The organism is Nocardia sp. NPDC058633 (assembly GCF_042717045.1).
Taxonomy (GTDB): Bacteria; Actinomycetota; Actinomycetes; order Mycobacteriales; family Mycobacteriaceae; genus Nocardia.
Genome location: NZ_JBHXRA010000017.1, coordinates 95,901 through 114,150 on the forward strand (window position 1 = coordinate 95,901; position 18,250 = coordinate 114,150).

20 protein-coding genes are annotated in these 18,250 nt (G+C 68.2%); 10 read left to right on the forward strand and 10 right to left on the reverse strand.

Going from position 1 to position 18,250, the window contains the following annotated elements:
• The first annotated feature begins 30 nt into the window (after positions 1–30).
• From ACFWUR_RS22595 to ACFWUR_RS22610, 4 genes are all read left to right on the forward strand, one after another.
• Positions 31–429, forward strand: coding sequence for a YciI family protein (locus ACFWUR_RS22595; protein WP_378909344.1), 399 nt, complete (start codon positions 31–33; stop codon positions 427–429).
• Complete coding sequence (locus ACFWUR_RS22600) at positions 426–1,646, forward strand: RNA polymerase sigma factor (protein ID WP_378909346.1); 1,221 nt, start codon at positions 426–428, stop codon at positions 1,644–1,646. The genes ACFWUR_RS22595 and ACFWUR_RS22600 overlap by 4 nt, the downstream gene beginning before the upstream one ends.
• Positions 1,647–1,743: 97 nt before the next feature.
• The gene (locus tag ACFWUR_RS22605; protein ID WP_378909348.1) at positions 1,744–2,220 is read left to right on the forward strand and encodes an NUDIX domain-containing protein; all 477 of its coding nucleotides are present in this window, start codon (positions 1,744–1,746) and stop codon (positions 2,218–2,220) included.
• Between the two features lie 20 nt (positions 2,221–2,240).
• The gene (locus tag ACFWUR_RS22610) at positions 2,241–2,672 is read left to right on the forward strand and encodes a nitroreductase family deazaflavin-dependent oxidoreductase (RefSeq protein ID WP_378909349.1); all 432 of its coding nucleotides are present in this window, start codon (positions 2,241–2,243) and stop codon (positions 2,670–2,672) included.
• A gap of 14 nt (positions 2,673–2,686) precedes the next feature.
• Here ACFWUR_RS22610 and ACFWUR_RS22615 read toward each other — a convergent pair whose 3' ends face one another.
• Complete coding sequence (locus tag ACFWUR_RS22615; RefSeq protein WP_378909351.1) at positions 2,687–3,634, reverse strand: AraC family transcriptional regulator; 948 nt, start codon at positions 3,632–3,634, stop codon at positions 2,687–2,689.
• Between the two features lie 123 nt (positions 3,635–3,757).
• Here ACFWUR_RS22615 and ACFWUR_RS22620 point away from each other — a divergent pair, with 123 nt between their 5' ends.
• Complete coding sequence (locus tag ACFWUR_RS22620) at positions 3,758–4,498, forward strand: NAD(P)H oxidoreductase (protein WP_378909353.1); 741 nt, start codon at positions 3,758–3,760, stop codon at positions 4,496–4,498.
• 93 nt (positions 4,499–4,591) lie between these two features.
• Here ACFWUR_RS22620 and ACFWUR_RS22625 read toward each other — a convergent pair whose 3' ends face one another.
• The gene (locus ACFWUR_RS22625; RefSeq protein ID WP_378909354.1) at positions 4,592–5,410 is read right to left on the reverse strand and encodes an NAD(P)-dependent oxidoreductase; all 819 of its coding nucleotides are present in this window, start codon (positions 5,408–5,410) and stop codon (positions 4,592–4,594) included.
• 126 nt (positions 5,411–5,536) lie between these two features.
• Between ACFWUR_RS22625 and ACFWUR_RS22630 the strand changes: the two genes are divergently transcribed.
• Positions 5,537–5,893 (forward strand): winged helix-turn-helix transcriptional regulator, encoded by a 357-nt coding sequence (locus ACFWUR_RS22630; RefSeq protein WP_378909356.1) that lies wholly within the window; start codon positions 5,537–5,539, stop codon positions 5,891–5,893.
• Between the two features lie 228 nt (positions 5,894–6,121).
• On the opposite strand, the gene ACFWUR_RS22635 is transcribed toward ACFWUR_RS22630, so the two are convergent.
• On the reverse strand, positions 6,122–6,985 hold the full coding sequence (locus tag ACFWUR_RS22635; RefSeq protein WP_378909358.1) for a phosphoribosylaminoimidazolesuccinocarboxamide synthase: 864 nt from the start codon (positions 6,983–6,985) through the stop codon (positions 6,122–6,124).
• Between the two features lie 234 nt (positions 6,986–7,219).
• On the opposite strand from ACFWUR_RS22635, the gene pepN reads away from it, so the two are divergent.
• The 3 genes from pepN to ACFWUR_RS22650 all read left to right on the forward strand — a co-directional run bounded on the left by pepN (position 7,220) and on the right by ACFWUR_RS22650 (position 11,234).
• Entirely contained in the window at positions 7,220–9,811 is a 2,592-nt protein-coding gene (pepN, locus tag ACFWUR_RS22640; RefSeq protein ID WP_378909359.1) for an aminopeptidase N, read from the forward strand.
• 110 nt (positions 9,812–9,921) lie between these two features.
• Complete coding sequence (locus tag ACFWUR_RS22645) at positions 9,922–10,527, forward strand: ClpP family protease (protein WP_378909361.1); 606 nt, start codon at positions 9,922–9,924, stop codon at positions 10,525–10,527.
• Between the two features lie 116 nt (positions 10,528–10,643).
• A complete protein-coding gene (locus ACFWUR_RS22650) occupies positions 10,644–11,234 on the forward strand; it encodes an ATP-dependent Clp protease proteolytic subunit (RefSeq protein ID WP_358068770.1) in 591 nt (196 codons plus the stop codon).
• An 89-nt stretch (positions 11,235–11,323) separates the two neighbouring features.
• On the opposite strand, the gene ACFWUR_RS22655 is transcribed toward ACFWUR_RS22650, so the two are convergent.
• From ACFWUR_RS22655 to ACFWUR_RS22665, 3 genes are all read right to left on the reverse strand, one after another.
• The gene (locus ACFWUR_RS22655) at positions 11,324–12,157 is read right to left on the reverse strand and encodes an SDR family oxidoreductase (RefSeq protein WP_378909362.1); all 834 of its coding nucleotides are present in this window, start codon (positions 12,155–12,157) and stop codon (positions 11,324–11,326) included.
• Between the two features lie 34 nt (positions 12,158–12,191).
• Positions 12,192–13,667, reverse strand: coding sequence for a flavin-containing monooxygenase (locus tag ACFWUR_RS22660; RefSeq protein WP_378909364.1), 1,476 nt, complete (start codon positions 13,665–13,667; stop codon positions 12,192–12,194).
• A 187-nt stretch (positions 13,668–13,854) separates the two neighbouring features.
• Positions 13,855–14,823: a patatin-like phospholipase family protein gene (locus ACFWUR_RS22665; protein ID WP_378909366.1), complete on the reverse strand. Its 969-nt coding sequence runs from the start codon at positions 14,821–14,823 to the stop codon at positions 13,855–13,857.
• Between the two features lie 60 nt (positions 14,824–14,883).
• On the opposite strand from ACFWUR_RS22665, the gene ACFWUR_RS22670 reads away from it, so the two are divergent.
• Positions 14,884–15,498 carry a TetR/AcrR family transcriptional regulator gene (locus ACFWUR_RS22670; protein WP_378909368.1) on the forward strand — a complete coding sequence of 205 codons (615 nt, stop codon included), beginning with the start codon at positions 14,884–14,886 and terminating at the stop codon, positions 15,496–15,498.
• A 67-nt stretch (positions 15,499–15,565) separates the two neighbouring features.
• Here ACFWUR_RS22670 and ACFWUR_RS22675 read toward each other — a convergent pair whose 3' ends face one another.
• From ACFWUR_RS22675 to ACFWUR_RS22690, 4 genes are all read right to left on the reverse strand, one after another.
• On the reverse strand, positions 15,566–15,967 hold the full coding sequence (locus ACFWUR_RS22675; protein WP_378909369.1) for a helix-turn-helix domain-containing protein: 402 nt from the start codon (positions 15,965–15,967) through the stop codon (positions 15,566–15,568).
• A 108-nt stretch (positions 15,968–16,075) separates the two neighbouring features.
• Entirely contained in the window at positions 16,076–17,275 is a 1,200-nt protein-coding gene (locus ACFWUR_RS22680) for an alpha/beta hydrolase family protein (RefSeq protein ID WP_378909371.1), read from the reverse strand.
• Between the two features lie 241 nt (positions 17,276–17,516).
• Positions 17,517–17,981: a DUF5130 domain-containing protein gene (locus ACFWUR_RS22685; protein WP_378909373.1), complete on the reverse strand. Its 465-nt coding sequence runs from the start codon at positions 17,979–17,981 to the stop codon at positions 17,517–17,519.
• Positions 17,968–18,246, reverse strand: a complete 279-nt coding sequence (locus tag ACFWUR_RS22690; RefSeq protein WP_378909375.1) for a hypothetical protein — start codon at positions 18,244–18,246, stop codon at positions 17,968–17,970. Before ACFWUR_RS22690 ends, ACFWUR_RS22685 begins: the two co-directional genes overlap by 14 nt.
• Between the last annotated feature and the right edge of the window lie 4 nt (positions 18,247–18,250).

Sequence of the window (18,250 nt, forward strand, 5' to 3'; positions counted from 1 at the left end):
CACCAGGGCGCAGCAATCAGGAGCCGAACCATGAAATTCATGCTGCTCAAGACCTTTTCCGGGGCTGCCCACTGCGACATCCCGCTGCCGGAGTGGGCACCCGAGGACATCGCCGCCCACATCGATTTCCAGCGGGCGCTGGGCGCCCAACTGGCGGCCGCGGGTGAACTCGTCGACGCACAGGGCCTTGCCGCGCCCGATCAGGCGGTGATCGTGTGCTCCGACGGGCGCTCGACACCGGTGGTGACGGACGGCCCGTTTTCGGAGACCAAGGAGTTCTTGGCCGGTTTCTGGGTGGTCGATGTCGATTCCGCAGAGCGCGCGGTCGAGATCGCCGCGCAGGCGTCGGCGGCGCCCGGCCCCGGCGGCAAGCCGATCGGTGAATACATCGAGGTGCGCCAGATCATGAGCGCGCCCGACCCGGCGTGACCGAGACTCTGACGCCGCGCATCGAGGACCTGCTGCGTGAACTCGCGCCGCAGGTCCTCGGTGTGTTGGTACGACGCTTCGGCGATTTCGACCTCGCCGAGGATTCGGTGCAGGACGCGCTGCTAGCCGCATCCACCCAGTGGAATCACGAAGGGCTGCCTGCGAATCCGCGTGGCTGGCTGATCCAGGTTGCGCAGCGACGGATGGCCGACGCGGTGCGGGCCGAGGTGGCGCGGCGACGCAGGGAGACGACGGTTTTCGTGCGAGAGGTGCCCATCGAGGCCGTCGGCCGCGACGACACCCTCGACATGTATTTCCTGTGCTGTCATCCCGACTTGCCGCCTGCCGGGGCCGTCGCCCTGACACTGCGGGCGGTCGGTGGCCTGACCACCGCCGAGATCGCCGCAGCTTTCCTGGTGCCGGAAGCAACGATGGGACAACGCATCTCGCGGGCGAAGAAGCGCCTGGCCGAGTCGGATCGGCCGTTCGCCGACGGCGCGCACGACAGCACACGAGTGAGCGCGGTGCTGCAGGTGCTGTACGTGATCTTCACCGAGGGGCACACCAGCAGTTCCGGGGCGGGTTTGCGTCGCGGGGATCTGTCGGCCGAAGCGATCCGGCTCACGCGCGTCCTGCGCACACTGCTGCCCGAAAACACCGAGGTCACCGGCCTACTCGCGCTGATGCTGCTCACCGATTCCCGCCGCGCCGCCCGCTGCGGACCGCACGGCGAATTGATACCCCTGCCCGAACAGGACCGCTCGCGCTGGGACCGCCCCCAGATCACCGAGGGGCTGCGTCTGCTCACCGCCACCCTGCCTGCCGGACTGACGGGGCCCTACCAGATACAGGCCGCCATCGCAGGCCTGCACGCCGAGGCTCGACGCCCGCACGACACCGACTGGTCACGAATCCTGCAGCTCTACAACTTGATCGAACGTCTGACTCCCAACCCGATGATCACCCTCAACCGTGCGGTAGCGACCGCGATGGTGCACGGTCCGGCAGCGGGGCTGGCCGTCGCCGACAGTGTCGCCGAGCCGCTGTCGCGCTCTCACCGTCTCGCCGCGGTTCGTGGGCACCTGCACGAAATGGCCGGCGAACAGGCTGCGGCCGTGCGCGAGTATCAGCGCGCCGCGAGGCAGACCGCGAGCGTGCCGGAACGCGACTACCTGCTGCTTCGGGCAGCCGGGCTGCGTGGGGGCCGCGCGATGTGACGGGGCGTGCAGCCGAGCGCGCACCACTCGACCGATTCGCGGCGCGACCCATCGGCACTGCGGCGATGCGCTGTCGCCGCCTGGCAGACTCGCCGAGATGACGGATGTTTTCAGCGCGGGTGTGCTGGTTTACCGCCATCGGGAGGCCGGGATCGAGGTGCTGCTCGGGCACATGGGCGGGCCGTTCTGGGCGAAGAAGGACGCCTCGGCGTGGTCGATTCCCAAGGGCGAGTACCTGTCCGAGGAAGAGTCCGCGCGCGATGCCGCCCGGCGGGAGTTCACCGAGGAACTGGGCTTGCCGGCCCCCGAGGGTGAGTGGATCGACCTCGGCGAGGTCGTTTACCGCAGCGGGGCCAAGCGCAAATACCTCACCGCGTGGGCGGTCGAGGGCGATCTCGATCCGGCCGACGTGGTGCCGGGCACGTTCGAGATGGAGTGGCCGCCACGGTCGGGGCGGCTCGCGAAATTTCCCGAGGTCGACCGCGTGGACTGGTTCGACCTCACCACGGCGGCGGGCAAACTCGGCAAAAGCCAGCGTCCCTTCCTCACTCGCTTCACCGACCGCCTGCCCTGAGATCAGGGTAGATTCCCACTATGCCCAGCGATCTGCAGCTGAAGATCATGAACACCCTCCACCGCGCGCTGCTCACTGTGAGCGGTGGCCACCTCGGCAACTCGGTCTTCGGGATGCCGTCGCTGCAACTCACGACGATCGGCCGCAAATCCGGCACGCCGCGCAAGGTCATGCTGACCGCACCGATCATCGACGGCGACACCATCGTCATCGTCGCCTCCCGCGGCGGCGATCCCACCCACCCCGCCTGGTTCCTGAATCTGCGCGACAATCCGAACGTCGAGGTGTCGTTGCGTAACGGCCCCGAGCGCCCGATGACGGCCCAGGTCGCCACCCCCGACGAACGCGCGGAGCTGTGGCCGCGAGTCGTCGCCGCCTACAAGGGGTACGCCGATTACCAGACCAATACCAGCCGCGAGATCCCGCTGGTCCTGCTCACCCCCAGGACCTGACACACGGGCGCGTCTCACACCCGCGCCGCACGGAACTCGCTCGGGCTGGTGCCGCGCAACCGCTTGAACGCCGCACTGAAACCGAAGGCATCGGAATAGCCCACGGTCGTTGCCACCTGCGCGACGCTGCGCGCGGGATCGGCGAGCAGCTCCTCGGCCTCGGCCATGCGCCATTCGGTGAGATAGGCCAGCGGCGGTTCGCCCATCACCTCGGTGAACCGTCGGGCGAACAGGGCGCGCGAGACCGCTGCCTCGGTGGCCAGACTCGCCACGGTCCAATGGTCGAACGGCCTGTCGTGGATGGCCGACAGCGCCGGGCCGACCACCGGATCGGCCATCCCCCGGTACCACGCGGGCGCGCAGTGTTGCTGTTCGGCCAGCCAGCTGCGCAGCGTGCACACCAGCGACCAATCCAGCAGCCGGTCCATCAGTGCCTGCGAGCCCGCGCTCAGCCGGACGGCGTCGGCGGCGGATCGTTCCAGCCACCCACACATTTCGGCGTCTTCGTGCACCACCATCACCGGCGGCAGCGCCCGCAGCAGTCGCTCGTGGCGGCGCCCCGAGGCCCGGTAGGCGCCGACGAGCAGCGAAGTCTCCTCGGGCGCCCCGGTCGGCATGGGCGTCTCGATCAGTTCCGGTGTCGCACAACTGATGTCGGCGGGTCCGAAACCTTCCGGCACGAAACAGGACAGCTCGTAGCGGCTGTGCGGCCGGTCGAGCGCGGCGGCGGTGTCGGCCAGATGGAACGGCTCACCGGCCTGCACCAGCGCGGTGTCGCCGGCGACCAGGCACGAGCGTGATCCGTCGGCGAGCACGAGCGTGCCGCCGCCGCGCAACACAGTCAGCATGATCAGCGGCGCGCGGTCGGCGAAGCGAATCGTCCACGGCGGGTTCAGGACGGTATGGGCCACGATCGACCCCTCGGCACGAATGCCACTCAGCAATGAACTCAACGGATCCACTCCACCAGCGTAGACGAATTCCTATCGACTGGAGATGATCACCCATAGATCGTCCACACGATTCGCGGTTGACTCGAGGGACCGGGCCGAACAGCCCGCACCGTGATCGAACAGGAGCTCCCCGTGCCGCAGTCCGCCGCCACCACGACCGACACCGCCGAACTCACCACCGCAGGATCCAGCGTCGCCGACTCCCTCACCCCGGGCCCGACCGCGCTCGTGGTCCTGGGTCACCACCGCTCCGACTCGCTGTCGGCTCATGTCGCCGAGCGTGCCGTCTCCCGCCTCACCGCCGCCGGGTACACGATCGATTACCTCGATCTGCATGCCGAGGACTTCGATCCACGGATGACGGTGGCCGACCAACCCGAGTGGGGCAATCGCGACAAGGTCTACTCCCCCACAGCCGAGGCGCACATGCGACGGTTGCTCGCCGCCGACGTCGTCGTCGTGGTGTTCCCCGTTTACTGGCAGAGCGTGCCCGCCACCCTCAAGGGCTGGATCGACCGTGTCTGGAACTACGGCTTCGCCTACGGCCGCAGCAAGCCCCGCCTGGCAGGTAAGCGAATCCTGTGGCTCGGCCTGGCGGGGGCGACCGCCGAGGACGAGATCGTCCCCGGCATGCAACAACTCCTGGAAGCCCAGCTCAACGAGGGCCTCGCCTACTACGCCGGCTTCGCGGACTCACAGGTCGGCCTACTCCCCGATGCCGAGGAGCAGCCGCAGAGTCTCGATGCCGAAGGCAATCTCGTGATCGGCGAGGCGATCAGCGGCGACGCCCGCACCACCCACTACGCCGCCTTCGACGCGAAAGCCGAGGGGTTCGTCGACGCGTTGCTCGCCGCGAGCCGGGTCGCCGTCTGAAACGAGGAGTTCGGCCGACCGGGCATCTGCTCCGGTCGACCGAACGCGGTGTCAGGCGGGCTCGTGAACTGCCCGTTGTGGGGCGCGGATGGTTCAGAGCCCGGTGAGTGCGCGGCGCAGTGCGCCGTAGAGCTCTGTGGGCGTGCCGGATTCGACCGCTGACTTGTCGATCAGGTCGATGGCGGCGGCCGTGAACTCGTTGCTCTGGGTGGGGACGAAATCGGCAGGGGTGTCGATACCAGGTGCCTGCGCGGCAAGGGTCGTCGCCATGGCCTGGAGGAACGGCGCCATCAGCTCAGCCAGGCGCGCCGCGGAGCCGCCGGTGGTGCGCACCATCGCACCACCCTGCGCGAACGCGGCGAACATGGCGTACATACCGCCGAGGATCGCCACGTCGTACATGGCCGAGGCACCGAGGTCCTCACCGACGAATTCGGCGCGACCGAACGACTCGAGCACCGCACGGTACCGGTCGAACGCGGCGGCCGCACCGCTGTACAACACGAAAGCCGCGGGCCCCCCGATCATTTCGGGCACCGCCATGATCCCGCCGTCGATCAACGTCACCTCGTTGACGGCGGCCCAGCGACCCAGCGAGCGCGCCTGCTCCGGCGTGGTGGTGGTCAGGTTCACCACCACCCGTCCGCGCACGTGTGCGGCGGCAGGCTCGAGGTGTTCGCGCACCGCGGCGTCGTCGAGCACACACAGAATCACCAGGTCCGCCGCCGCCATCGCCTCGGCGGGGCCGGCCGCCACTTTCGCACCGTCGGCAACCAGCGCTTCGGCCCGCTCCCTCGTGCGGTTCCACACCGTCACCTGATGGCCGCCCGCCAGCAGCGCTTTCGCCAGAGCGGTGCCCATCGCGCCGAGGCCGATCACCGAAACCGTTTGTGCCGCAGTCTGGTCGACCATTGTTCTCCTTGTTCCGAAGCTCATCGCTGCCGATCAGCAACGCCCTTCCAGAATGGCCGGATGCACTACACTCGACAAGTACCGACTATGAAGTGCAATACCCACCTAAAGGTAAGTAAGGCAGCCATGAAGCAGCGAGAACGCCCGTACTCCTGCGGTATCGATGCCGCGCTCGACGTTGTCGGCGGCAAGTGGAAAGCGCTGATCCTGTGGGCTCTGTCCACCGGCACCCAACGCTTCGGCAACCTGAAACGCCTGGTCCCCGGCGTGACGGAGAAGATGCTGATCCAGCAGCTGCGCGAGCTCGAACACGACGGCATCATCAGCCGCGAGGTCTACGCGCAGGTACCTCCGAAGGTCGAGTACTCACTCACCGAGCGCGGAGTGTCGCTCAACACAGCGCTGACCGCGCTCGGCGCCTGGGGCAACGAGAACATGGTTCATATCTGCACAGTCAAAGGCGTGAACGCACCCGTGCACTGACGCAACACTCCTTCATATCTGCACAGTCAAAGGCGTGAACGCACCCGTGCACTGACGCAACACTCCTTCATATCTGCACAGTCAAAGGCGTGGACGCACCCGTGCACTGACGCGACATTCCTTCATATCTGCGCGGTCAAGGGTGTGAACGTGCCGGCGCACCGACCTTCTACTCGCGCAGGGCGAAGGTGTTGCGGCACCCAGGTGTCGACGGGGCGCCGCCTCGGGTCAAGCCTGGATTCCCACCCATTTCTGGCCGGTGATGCGCTCGTAAGCCTCTTCGTACTTGCGGCGCGTGCCTTCGACGACATCGGCGGGGATCTCGGGGCCCGGGTATTCCTTGTTCCAGCCGGTCGAGGTCGACCAGTCGCGCACGAACTGCTTGTCGAAGGAGCGCTGGGCGCGGCCCGGCTCCCACTCGTCGGCGGGCCAGAAGCGCGAGGAGTCCGAGGTCAGCACTTCGTCACCGAGGGTGAGAACATCACCGTTCCAACCGAATTCGACCTTGGTGTCGGCGACGATCACGCCCGCCTTCGCCGCGTGCTCGGCCCCACGCGAGTAGATCTCGAGGGTCAGGTCGCGCAGCTTCTCCGCGACCTCGCGGCCCTCCTGGTTCACCACATCGGCGAAACTGATCGCCTCGTCGTGCCCCTCGGACGCCTTCGTCGACGGCGTGAAGATCGGCTCGGGCAGCTTGTCGCCGTCGCGCAGCCCCGCGGGCAGCGCGATCCCCGACACGGTCCCCGACCGCTGGTACTCCTTGAGCCCCGACCCGGTCAGGTACCCGCGCGCGATGCACTCGACCGCCAGCATCTTCAACGGCTTCACCCGAATCCCACGCCCGGCGAACTCCGCGGGCACATCGGTCGCCGAGACCACGTGATTCGGGATCCCGGTGAAGTACTCGAACCACCAGTTCGACAGCTGCGTCAGCAACGCGCCCTTGTCCGGAATCGGCGTCGGCAGCACCACGTCGTAGACCGAGACCCGGTCCGACGCGACGAGCAGCAGGGTGTCGCCGTCGGAGTAGAGGTCGCGAACTTTCCCGGCGTGCACATGCTTCAACGTCGAGCCTCCGAATCCTGGGTCCATACAGACTGAGTACGTACGAACTGTACAGACGGCCTCGAACGCCGAATCACGCCTGGTCATCGTGACGCGGAGCCGCCCGCTGTCACCGTGACGCTCGCCACCACCCGGGGGTCATCGCACTATGCCGACCGTTGTGGCGGCGTGGGCCGCAAACTCGTGAGCGGGCGCCGACGCCAGGTGGCATTGTGGACGCCGAACTACCGTGCCGTGCTCGTCGAGGAACAAAGGAGATCAATGTCCGCCCCGAATCTCACCCGCGACCAGGCGGTCGAACGCGCGGCCGTGGTGGCCGTGCAGAACTACCGGATCGAACTCGACCTCACCGATCAGCCGCGCGGTGCCGGGTCCGAGGTGTCGGACACGTTCGGGTCGAAGACCACTGTCACGTTCACCGCCACCCCCGGCGCGAGCACGTTCATCGATCTGGTCGCGCCTCGGGTGCGCTCGGCGGTGCTCAACGGGGTCACCCTCGATGTGAGTTCCTTCGACGAGTCGATCGGGATCGCGTTGCCGGAGCTGGCCGAGAGCAACGAACTGGTCGTCGAGGCCGAGTGCGAGTACTCCCATACCGGTGAGGGCCTGCACCGGTTCGTCGATCCGACCGACGACAAGGTGTACCTGTACTCGCAGTTCGAGACCGCCGATGCCAAGCGCATGTTCGCCTGCTTCGATCAGCCCGATCTCAAGGCCACCTTCGACATCGTCGCCACCGCGCCCGAGGACTGGGCGGTGATCTCCAACGGTGCCGATATCGAGCAGCACAAGGTCGGCGCGGTCGTACGCCACACCTTCGCCACCACCCCGCGGATGAGCACCTACCTGGTCGCCTTGATCGCGGGCCCGTACGCCAAGTGGACCGACACCTTCACCGACGCGAGCGGCGAGATCCCGCTGGGGCTGTACTGCCGCGCCTCGCTGGCCGCGCACATGGACGCCGAACGGCTGTTCACCGAGACCAAGCAGGGTTTCGAGTTCTACCACAACAACTTCGGCGTGCCGTACGCGTTCGGCAAGTACGACCAGCTGTTCGTTCCGGAGTTCAACGCGGGCGCGATGGAGAACGCGGGGGCGGTGACCTACCTCGAGGACTACGTGTTCCGGTCCAAGGTGACCCGCGCGTCCTACGAGCGTCGCGCCGAGACCGTGCTGCACGAGATGGCGCACATGTGGTTCGGCGACCTGGTCACCATGAAGTGGTGGGACGACCTGTGGTTGAACGAGTCGTTCGCGACCTTCGCCTCGGTGCTGTGCCAAGCCGAGGCCACCGAATACACCAGTGCCTGGACCACTTTCGCGAATGTGGAGAAGTCCTGGGCCTACCGCCAGGACCAGCTGCCCTCGACCCACCCGATCGCCGCCGACATCCCCGACCTGCACGCCGTGGAGGTGAACTTCGACGGAATCACCTACGCCAAGGGCGCTTCGGTGCTCAAGCAGCTCGTGGCCTACGTGGGCCTACAGCCGTTCCTGGCCGGTCTGCGTGACTACTTCGCCGAACATGCCTACGGCAACGCCACTTTCGACGATCTGCTGGCCGCGCTGGAGAAGGCGTCGGGTCGTGACCTGTCGGACTGGGGCGCGCAGTGGCTCAAGACCACCGGGCTCAATATCCTTCGCCCCGATTTCGTCGTCGCGCCCGACGGCACGTTCTCGAGCTTCGCGGTCGTGCAGGAAGGCGCCACACCGGGTGCGGGCGAGTTCCGCGTGCACCGGATCGCGATCGGCGTCTACGACGATGTCGACGGCAAGCTGGTGCGCACCAACCGTGTCGAACTCGATCTCGACGCCGCCGGGCGCACCGAGGTGCCCGAGCTCGTCGGTGTGGCGCGCGGTGCGCTGGTGCTGGTCAACGACGACGACCTCACCTACTGCTCGCTGCGCCTGGACCCCGATTCCCTCGACGTGGTCGTGCAGCGAGTCGGCGACATCGCCGACTCGCTGCCGCGCACGCTGGCCTGGTCGGCGGCCTGGGAGATGACCCGCCAGGCCGAGATGAAGGCCCGCGATTTCGTCGCGCTCGTGCAGCGCGGGATCGGCTCCGAAACCGAGATCGGGGTGGTGCAGCGACTGCTCATGCAGGCCAACACCGCCATCTCGAGCTACGCCGATCCGGAGTGGGCCGACCAGCAGGGCTGGCCGGGATACGCCGACCGGCTGCTCGAACTCGCTCGCGGTGCGGAGTCGGGTTCGGACCATCAGCTGGCGTTCGTCAACGCGCTCACCGGCGCGAAGCTGGAATCGCGCCACACCGAGGTGCTGGCCCGGTTGCTCGAGGCCGATCCAGCGGCAGCCGGTCTCGCCGGGCTCACCGTCGACACCGACCTGCGCTGGCGCGTCGTCACCGCACTGGCGGCGGCGGGCCGGATCGACGCCGAGGGTATCGACGCCCCGACCATCGACGCCGAACTGCGGGGCGATCAGACCGCGGCCGGCAAGCGCCAGGCGGCCACCGCGGCCACCGCGCGCCCGATCGCCGAGGTCAAGGCCCAAGCCTGGGACACGGTGGTGAGCGACGACTCGGTGCCCAACATCACCGCCCGCGCCATCGTCGGCGGGTTCGCCCCGGCCGGTCAGGGTGCGGTGCTCGCGCCGTATGTGGACAGGTACTTCGCCGAGATCCCCGCGGTATGGGACCGTCGCTCGAGCGAGGTCGCGCAGACCGTGGTGGTCGGCCTGTACCCGCACTGGGCGATCAGCGAGGAAGCGGTCGCCAAGGCCGAAGAGTTCCTCGCCGGCGATCACCCGCCCGCCCTGTACCGCCTGGTCTCCGAGGGCCGGGCAGGTATCGAACGTTCCCTGCGTGCAAGGGAATTCGACGCGAAGTAGGGCCCGCAGGAGGGCGGCGGGAACACTCCCGCCGCCCTCGCTGCTGTGAGCAGATCCGCTGGGGGCAGCAACGGCGGCGAAACAGGGTGGGCGCCGGGCACCGTTGACCTATGGCACACGACGACAAGACTCCGATGTTCAGCTGGCGCGCCCGCGAGCAACTGTTCGGCCGCCGGATCCTCGTCCTCGACGGTCCGCTCGACGACGACAACGGCACGCTGCTCATCACCCAATTACTCACCCTCGCGGCACAATCCCCCGAAGCCGCGATCTCGCTGTGGATCCACTCCCCCGGCGGCTCCGTGCCGTCGATGCTGGCGATCCGCGATGTGATGCGGCTCGTTCCGTGCGAGGTCTCCACACTCGCGCTCGGATTGGCTTGCAGCGCAGGACAATTCCTGCTGTCCTCCGGCGCGCCGGGGAAACGCTACGCCCTCCCGCACGCCCGGGTGCTCATGCATCAAGGGTCGGCGGGAATCGGCGGCAGTGCAGTGGAGGTGGAGGTGCAGGCCGACGATCTGCGCTACACCGTCGACACAGTGCTCGGCCTCATCGCCGCCGACACCGGACAACCCTTCGACCGGGTCTACGAGGACTCCCTGCACGACCGCTGGTTCACCGCACCCCAGGCACTCGAGTACGGGTTCATCGACCACATCGTCGAATCGTTCGATCAGGTCATCCCCCAACGCCACCGCATCGGCATCAGCTCGTGACCGACGTTCTGGGCGACCACTGATCGCCGACCCACGCCCGGTACACGCAGACACGACCGGCTGCCCCACGCGAGGCAGACGAATCAGGACGAAATACCCGGAGAGGCGGGCCAGCCATGACCTACACAATTCCCAACGTCGTATCCCAGCATCGCGGCGGTGGTGAGCGGATCACCGACATCTACTCGCACCTGCTCAGCGAACGCATCGTCTACCTGGGCACCCCCATCGACTCCGGTGTCGCGAACGCGCTCATCGCCCAGCTCCTGCACCTGGAATCCGACAGCCCCGGCCAGGCGATCAGCCTCTACATCAACTGCGAAGGCGGCGACCTGTCCGCCATGCTCGCCGTCTACGACACCATGCGATTCATCAAGGCCCCGGTGCACACCACCTGCGTCGGCCAGGCGATCGCTGTCGGCGCCGTTCTCCTCGCCGGTGGCGCCGCGGGCCACCGCTCGATGCTGCCGCACACGCGAATCGTGTTGCACCAGCCCGCGACTCGAGGCCAGGGCACCATCCCCGACCTGATCCTGCAGGCCGACGAGATCGTCCGCATGCGCGCGGCGATCGAGGCGATCCTGTCCAAGCACACCGGACAGACCCCGGAAACCCTGCGCCGCGACACCGATCGCGACCGGGTCTTCACCGCCGAGACCGCGCTCGAATACGGTCTGGTCGATCAGGTTCTGCACGAACGGGAGTGATCAGACCGCGCTGAGCGTTCACAACTACGCCGAACGGTCGAAATATCTACCGGAACACCGAATAGTGAACGCCCAGCGCGGTCCCGGACTCACTGCTTCTCGATGCGATCCAGGTAGGCGCGGCGAACGCCATCATCCACGCGGGTGATGGCGGCGTCGTCGTGGGCGGCCTTACGGAAGGCCCGCATCACCGACTCGGGCACGAGACCGGACGCGTTCGCCATCATGCCGACATACCCCGGCACCGCGGTCTCGGCCGCCCGGGTCTTGACCGTGCGGACCACCGCGACGGCGATGTCCTCGGGCTCGACGGCGGGCAGGATGCCGTAGTCGATCCCGGAACTGAGTTCGGTGCGCACCGCCGACGGCAGGACCGCGCTCACGCTGACACCGGTGGCGTCCATTTCCAGCCTGGTGGCGGCGGTCAGGCCGACCACCGCGTACTTGCTGGCGTTGTAGACCGCCAGGCCCTTGAGGGGGAACTTGCCGGCGAGCGAGGCCACGTTCACGATGTGGCCGTAGCCGCGCTCGACCATGGCGGGCAGGGCCAGTCGCATGCCGTGGATGACGCCGTAGACGTTGACGTCCATCGTGAGCTGGTCGATGCGGTCGGACTGATCGAGAAACGGGCCGTTCGGCATGACGCCCGCGTTGTTCACCAGCACGTCCAGTGGACCGCGCCACTGAGCGGTCGCCTCGAGAAACGCCGCGTAGGAGGCCTTGTCGGTGACGTCGAGCGCGTGGCCCATCGCGTGGTCGCCGATCTCGGCGGCGGCCTGCACGGCCAGCGCTTCGTCGAGGTCACCGAGCGCGACGTAGGCGCCCGCCTCGACGAACGCTCTGGCCGTGGCGAGTCCGATGCCACGGGCGGCACCGGTGATGGCGATGGTGGCGCCTTCGAGGTCGATCCGTGGGTAGCTCATGCGATGGCCTCTCGTCGGTGATGTGCGCGTGCGCTCATGCGGGCACCGCCACGTCGTGGGTGATGGTGAAGTCGGTCGGGTCGAACGTGCTGACGCGGGTGGTGAGCTCGCCGGTGGACCACGGCCAGCTGAAGCTGTTGCGGCCGTTGGCATCCATGTAATAGCTGTGGCAACCACCCGCGTTGTAGACGGTGCCCGCCAGCGCGGCTTGCACCTGATCGACGTAGCGCGCTTGCACCTCCGACCGCACGTCCAGCGCCGCCCAGCCTTCGCGCCGGGCGGTCTCGATCGCCGAGACGAGGAAGGCGACCTGGGCTTCGAGGATGGCGAACGCCGAGGAGTGGCCGGTGCCCAGGCTGGGGCCGAGCACGGTGAACGCATTGGGAAAACCGGTGGTGACGGTGCCGAGGTAGGCCTCGGGCGAGCCCTGCCAGTGCTCGGCCAGGGAACGGCCGTCGGCGCCGCGGACGATGTCGGCGAGCGGGGTGTCGAGGATGTGGAAGCCGGTACCGAGGATGACGGCGTCGACCTCGGCGGTGGTGCCGTCGGCGCCGACCACGGTGTTGCCACGGAACTCGGCGACCCCGGTGGCGTGCACGTCGACGTTGCGGCGGGTCAACGACTGCAGATAGCTGTTGGAGAACAGGATTCGCTTGCAGCCGAGCAGATAGCCCGGTGTCAGCTTCGCCCGCAGCGCCGGATCACGCACCACCGCACGCAGATACGCCGAACCGACGGTTTGCACGGTCTGCATCAGCGGTCGCGGATGCCGGAAGGCGACCCCCAGACCCTCCATCATCGCGTACTCCACCGAGCGCAAGGCCTTGTGCGCGAAAGGGAATCGGCGCATCACCTTCTTCTCGAAGCCGGGCACGCGGTGATCGAGTTTCGGCAGCACCCACTGCGCGGTGCGCTGGAACAGGTGCAGTTCGGCGACCTCGGGCTGGATCGCGGGCACGAACTGCACCGCGGACGCACCGGATCCCACTACCGCGACCCGTTTGCCGCTCAGGTCGTAGTCGTGGTTCCAGCGCGCGGAATGGAAGACCTCGCCGGGGAATTCGGCCAGACCGGGGATCTGCGGCATCCGGGGTTCGTTCCACGGGCCGGCAGCTGAAACGACGAAACGCGCGGTCAGCGGGCCCTCGCTGGTCTCGAGGCGCCACAGTTGCGCGGCTTCGTCGAACCGCGCACCGACGACCGTGACCCCGAAGCGGGTGTGTTCGGCCAGCCCGTGCTCACGCGCCACCCGGTCGACGTAGTCGAGGATCTCCGGCTGCGTCGCGAACAGTCGCGACCACTCGCTGTTGGGCGCGAAGGAGAACGAGTACAGGCCGGACGGAACGTCGCACGCACAGCCGGGGTAGGTGTTGGCTCGCCAAGTGCCGCCGAAGGTTTCGGCCTTCTCGACGATCACCACATCCTCGACCCCGGCCTCGAGCAACTTGATCGCCGCGCAGATGCCGGAAACTCCCGCTCCGATCACCACGACCTCGTGATGGCGACTCATACGATTTCTCCTTCGAACGAAACGAGCGGCGCGCCGGTAACAGCGCGAGGAATTGCGGAACCGAGGACCCCCGAGCGAGGGACGATCGCAGGGCCACCGGCGGCGTCGACCCTTACGTCCACGCCTCGGGCACTCGCAGCGAGCGCGCCGGCATGACGGCGGCGGGCACTGTGCGCAGCAGATCGGTTCACGCGCGTCGGCCCGCGGAGCCGTCGGCGCGCAGCGCCTCGGCGACTCGGGTCGCCATAACCGCGCGGGCAGCGGCGAGAGTGGCCGGGCGGCGGGCCGAATCCATGAAGTTCGGGCCCATGGCGGCAAGCTCCGCGGGGCCGGGTTCGATGCGGATCACGCGGGTGCCCGCCGAGCGCAGCAAGGCCACTTCGCGGTCGAGGCCGCGGGTCATCTGGGCGCGGAGCAGGCGCTCGACACGGTTCAGGCCGGTGGCCGGGGCGCCACCCTCCGACGTCATCGGAGCGATCACCACCACCTCGTCGAGTTCGAGCGGCATCAGCAGATCGGCCGACACCGACGACACCGAACCACCGTCGACGTAGTACTTCCCGCCGATCCGCACGGGCGGGAACCAACCGGGGATAGCCCAGGACGCGGCGATCGCGTCACCGAGTCCGACCGTGGCCGGGGCGGCTTCATCGCCCTCGGTGGCGCCGAGTGCGATTCGCTGTCCGGTCGCCGCGTCGGCGGCGACCATCCACGTAGCAGGATGGTTCACCCACTCGTCGGCTCCGGCGAGGGCGCGACCGTAGGAGCGCAGCCACGTCGCGTCGCCGCGACCGCACGGGAGCAGGCCCGCCATGGCGGTGTAGGGCGAACCGGTGCGAATGCCCGCGCCGACCAAGCCGAGTGCGGGCAGGGACAGACCGGGGCGCGGGGGGATTCTGCCGGGGTCGACGGCGACATGGTCGGCCAGGATCGGGTCGGCGTCGGGGTCGGCGTCGAGGGCGGCGAGCACGGCGGCCGGAGTGCGGCCGGAGCCGAGGGCCGCGACGAGTTCGGCGCCGGCGGAAGTGCCGATCAGCACGTCGGCGGTCCGGGTGTCCCAGTTCATCGCGCGTTCGACGGCGTCGAGGGCTACGGCGGTCCAGGCGAACCCGAGTAGGCCACCGCAGCCGATCGCCAAGCCACGTCGTGTAGTCATATTTCGAATACTAACGGTATTTGAATTCCAGCGGTAGCCCATTTTGCTAAACTCCTGCGCATGGCCAGGATGACGCGCAAGGAGTCGCACGCACTCACGCGCGAGCGACTGGTCGAGACCGCCAAGCGGCTGTTCCTGGCCGACGGCTACAACGTGACCCCGCTGGAGAAGGTGGCCACCGAGGCCGGATTCTCCAAGGGTGCGGTGTACTCCAACTTCGCGACCAAGCACGAATTGGGCCTGGCCGTGCTCGACGTCGTGCATGTGGAACGCGCGCAGACCCTCGTGGACGCGATGATGCCGCACGACACCACCGCCGAGCGGATCGAAGGTTTCGCGCGGTGGGCCGACGAGAACATCGGCGATGTCGGCTGGACCGCGTTGGAGGTGGAGTTCGCGACGAGCACCCGGCACATGCCCGAGATCCGCACCGAACTCGCCGAGCGCAGACGCACCCTGACAGCGATGCTCGCCACGGTGATCCAGACACAGGCCGACCAGCTCGGCCTCGAGCTCCCGATCGCCGCCGAAGATGCCGCACTGCAACTACTCTCGCTCGGCATCGGCCTGGGCGTGCAGCGCGCGATCGACCCGGAGCTCGCCGTCAGCGCGATCGTCGACCTGCTCCGCAGCCAGATCGCCTCCGCTCGACCGAGCGCGACGATCGACGGCTGATCACCCGGGGCTTCCCCACACCCGACGGAACATCAGGTGATCTCGCGCAGTCGGCGGAACGGTCGACTCAGGCGGCGAGCAGCACGGCGTTCGGCGCCAGGGCGATCGGGGCCGAGTGAGAGGGGGCGATCTGGCGTTGCCCACCCAGCACCACCGCACGCGTCGGCACGAGCGCGTGCCTGCGCATGGACTCGGCCACTTGGGCCACGAGTTCGCCCAGCGAGGTGCCGAGGGCGCCGGCCAAGGCGGCGATCATCTCACTCGACGGCTCCTTGAGACCGCGCTCGACCTCGGAGAGGTACTGCGGCGAGATGCCCGCGCGCCCCGCGGTGTCGACGAGAGTGGAGCGCTGTTCCAGGCGTAGCGCGCGCAGGCGTTCGCCCAACGCTTCACGCCAGAGTGGTTCCGGCCGCGACCGCCGTTCGCCGCGACCGCCTGGAATCACCCGCAACCCGTTGTGCTCGCCCATACCCCGAGCGTAGGGACCCCGATACCGATACACCCGCTTCTTCTGCTCTGGGCGTAACGAGAAGCAAAGCCGAAGGGCCCCGCTCGAGCGGGGCGGCGCTCCACGAACTCAGCGGGTGATCCCGAAGCGGGTGTCCGCCCAGCCGAGCGCGTCGGCGAAGGACGCGGAGACGATGTCGCTGTGGTCGACGTCGTCGTACTTGCGGTAGTCCACCGACTCGCCGCGGGCCTGCTGTTCGGCGACCATCGCATCGGTGGACTGCACCGGGACGGTGAGGTCGGAACGGCCTTGCAGGACCAGGACCGGGACCGTGAATCGCAGGCTGCTCGGGTCGTTGTCGTCGAGGACTCGCAGCAGCCCCGAGACGTCACCGTCGGTGGTGAAGACGTCTTTCGCCGACAGGCCGCCCCACTTGCTCTTGTCGCGCAGGCCGCCGGTGCACTCGGAGTCGGCGACCGGCAGCAGGGACTGCGCGCGGTCGGTGAGGAAACGGGCGGGATCCACATCCGTCACCGTCTGGGCGCCGCGGACCAGCAGCGGCAGGTACACCGACATGTCGCCCGTGCCGAGCTTGCCCAGTGGATTCGACGCCGCCCATTTCGCCATGCGGACCTGTTCGCCGAGGTGCGAGGCGGGTGCCAGCGCGATGGCGCCGAGCAAGGGCGTATTCGGCGTCCACCCCGCGGCGTCGACGGCGGCGAACAGGGCCGCGTGACCGCCTTGCGAGTGCCCCATCGCCACCCAGCGCGAGCCGACCGACTTGTCGATGTGCCTTGCCACCGTGGCGATATCGGCCATCGCACGCTGTTCGGTCTCGCCGATCATGTATCCGTGACTGCCCGGCGTCCCCAGACCTTGGTAGTCGGTCCTGGCGACCGCGTAGCCCTTGGCCACCCAGCGAGCCTGTTCGTCCCGGCTCGGCGAGGAGCCTTCGGAGCGCGAGGCCGCGCAGACGTCGGCGACCCCGGCGCTCCCCGGACCCCAGGAGATGAGCGGCCAGCCACCCGCGGGCGCGACGCCTTCGGGCACCGCGAGCGTTCCCGAGACCGCGACGGGCTTTTCCTGCGCGTCCAGCGACCGGTACAGCGTGAGGTAGTTGCGGGCACCGGGCACGGCCTGCGCGCCGGTGAGCGCCTGGGACCGGATCACCGAACCACGCTGTCCCGGAATCGATTCCGCGCTGGGGTTGTAGAACACGGAAAGAGGTGCGGCCGCGGCGAATTCGACAGGCGGGTTGTCGTCGGCGCAGGCCGACGCCGTCAGCGCCAGGCACGCCGCCGCGAGCACCCGAGTGATACGTGCGTGCAAGTTTCCCCCCGATACGCCGGCCGATGACGCGGCCGATAGACCGCCGACCAGGTTACTCGATGCCACCGAGACCGCTGAGCACCCCACGGTGCCCGGCCGGGCACCGCACCCGGTGCGAGCAAGTCACGAAACCAGCCCGGTGATCCGATCCGCCGCGCCTCGGCGACACCGGGATCCGGCGCTGAAAACACGTCCGGCGCGCTCACCACGAGGTGAACGCGCCGGACTGTGAAATATGAAACTAGCGGCCGATCGCGGCGGCCATCACGCGGGTGGCCGAGATCAGGCCGTCGATCAGGTTGCCCTGCCGGAACGAGGCCAGGGCGGCGGTGACGCCGAGCTGGCAGATGCGGTCGTTGGCACGCTCGGCCACGCCGACACCGGAGCGGACCTCGATCGCACCCTGGTTCGGGGACACGGCGATGAGCACCGAATCGGCCGCCTCGGGGGTGTTCGGCAGGATCGCGTCGGCACCGGCCGCCGGATCGGTGCCGAGGTCGCCGAGGTAGACGTTGAAGCGGACCTTGGTCGCGCGGGTCGCCTCGGTGAGCGCGTTGTCGAGAGCGATGCGCTCACGATCGGTGAACGGCACCTCGTCGAACAGGGTGCCGGGTTCGTGCACGCCGGACACGCGGCCGCTGCTGGTGAGGGCGAACCCGTGCGCCAGGTCGGCCTCGACCACCGCGGGCCAATTAGAACTTGCCACTTGCCCGGCCTCCGATCAGCTCCGCATGCGCGGTTTCGAGAGCCGCATGACTGCCATGCGGCTCGGCGGTGTGGTGTCCCGCCGCAGCGGTCACCTCATCGGTAGCACTCCACAGCACCGGCCGGTGGGTCCACTTCTGCCCGAGTGCGAAGTGGGCCGGCTTCTCACCGGGATATGGCTTACCGAGATAGGACAAGCCCGCGATCGCGAAGTAGATCGCGGCCGGGATGCCGACGAAGATCAGCACTGTCTCGAGAATGCTCACGCCC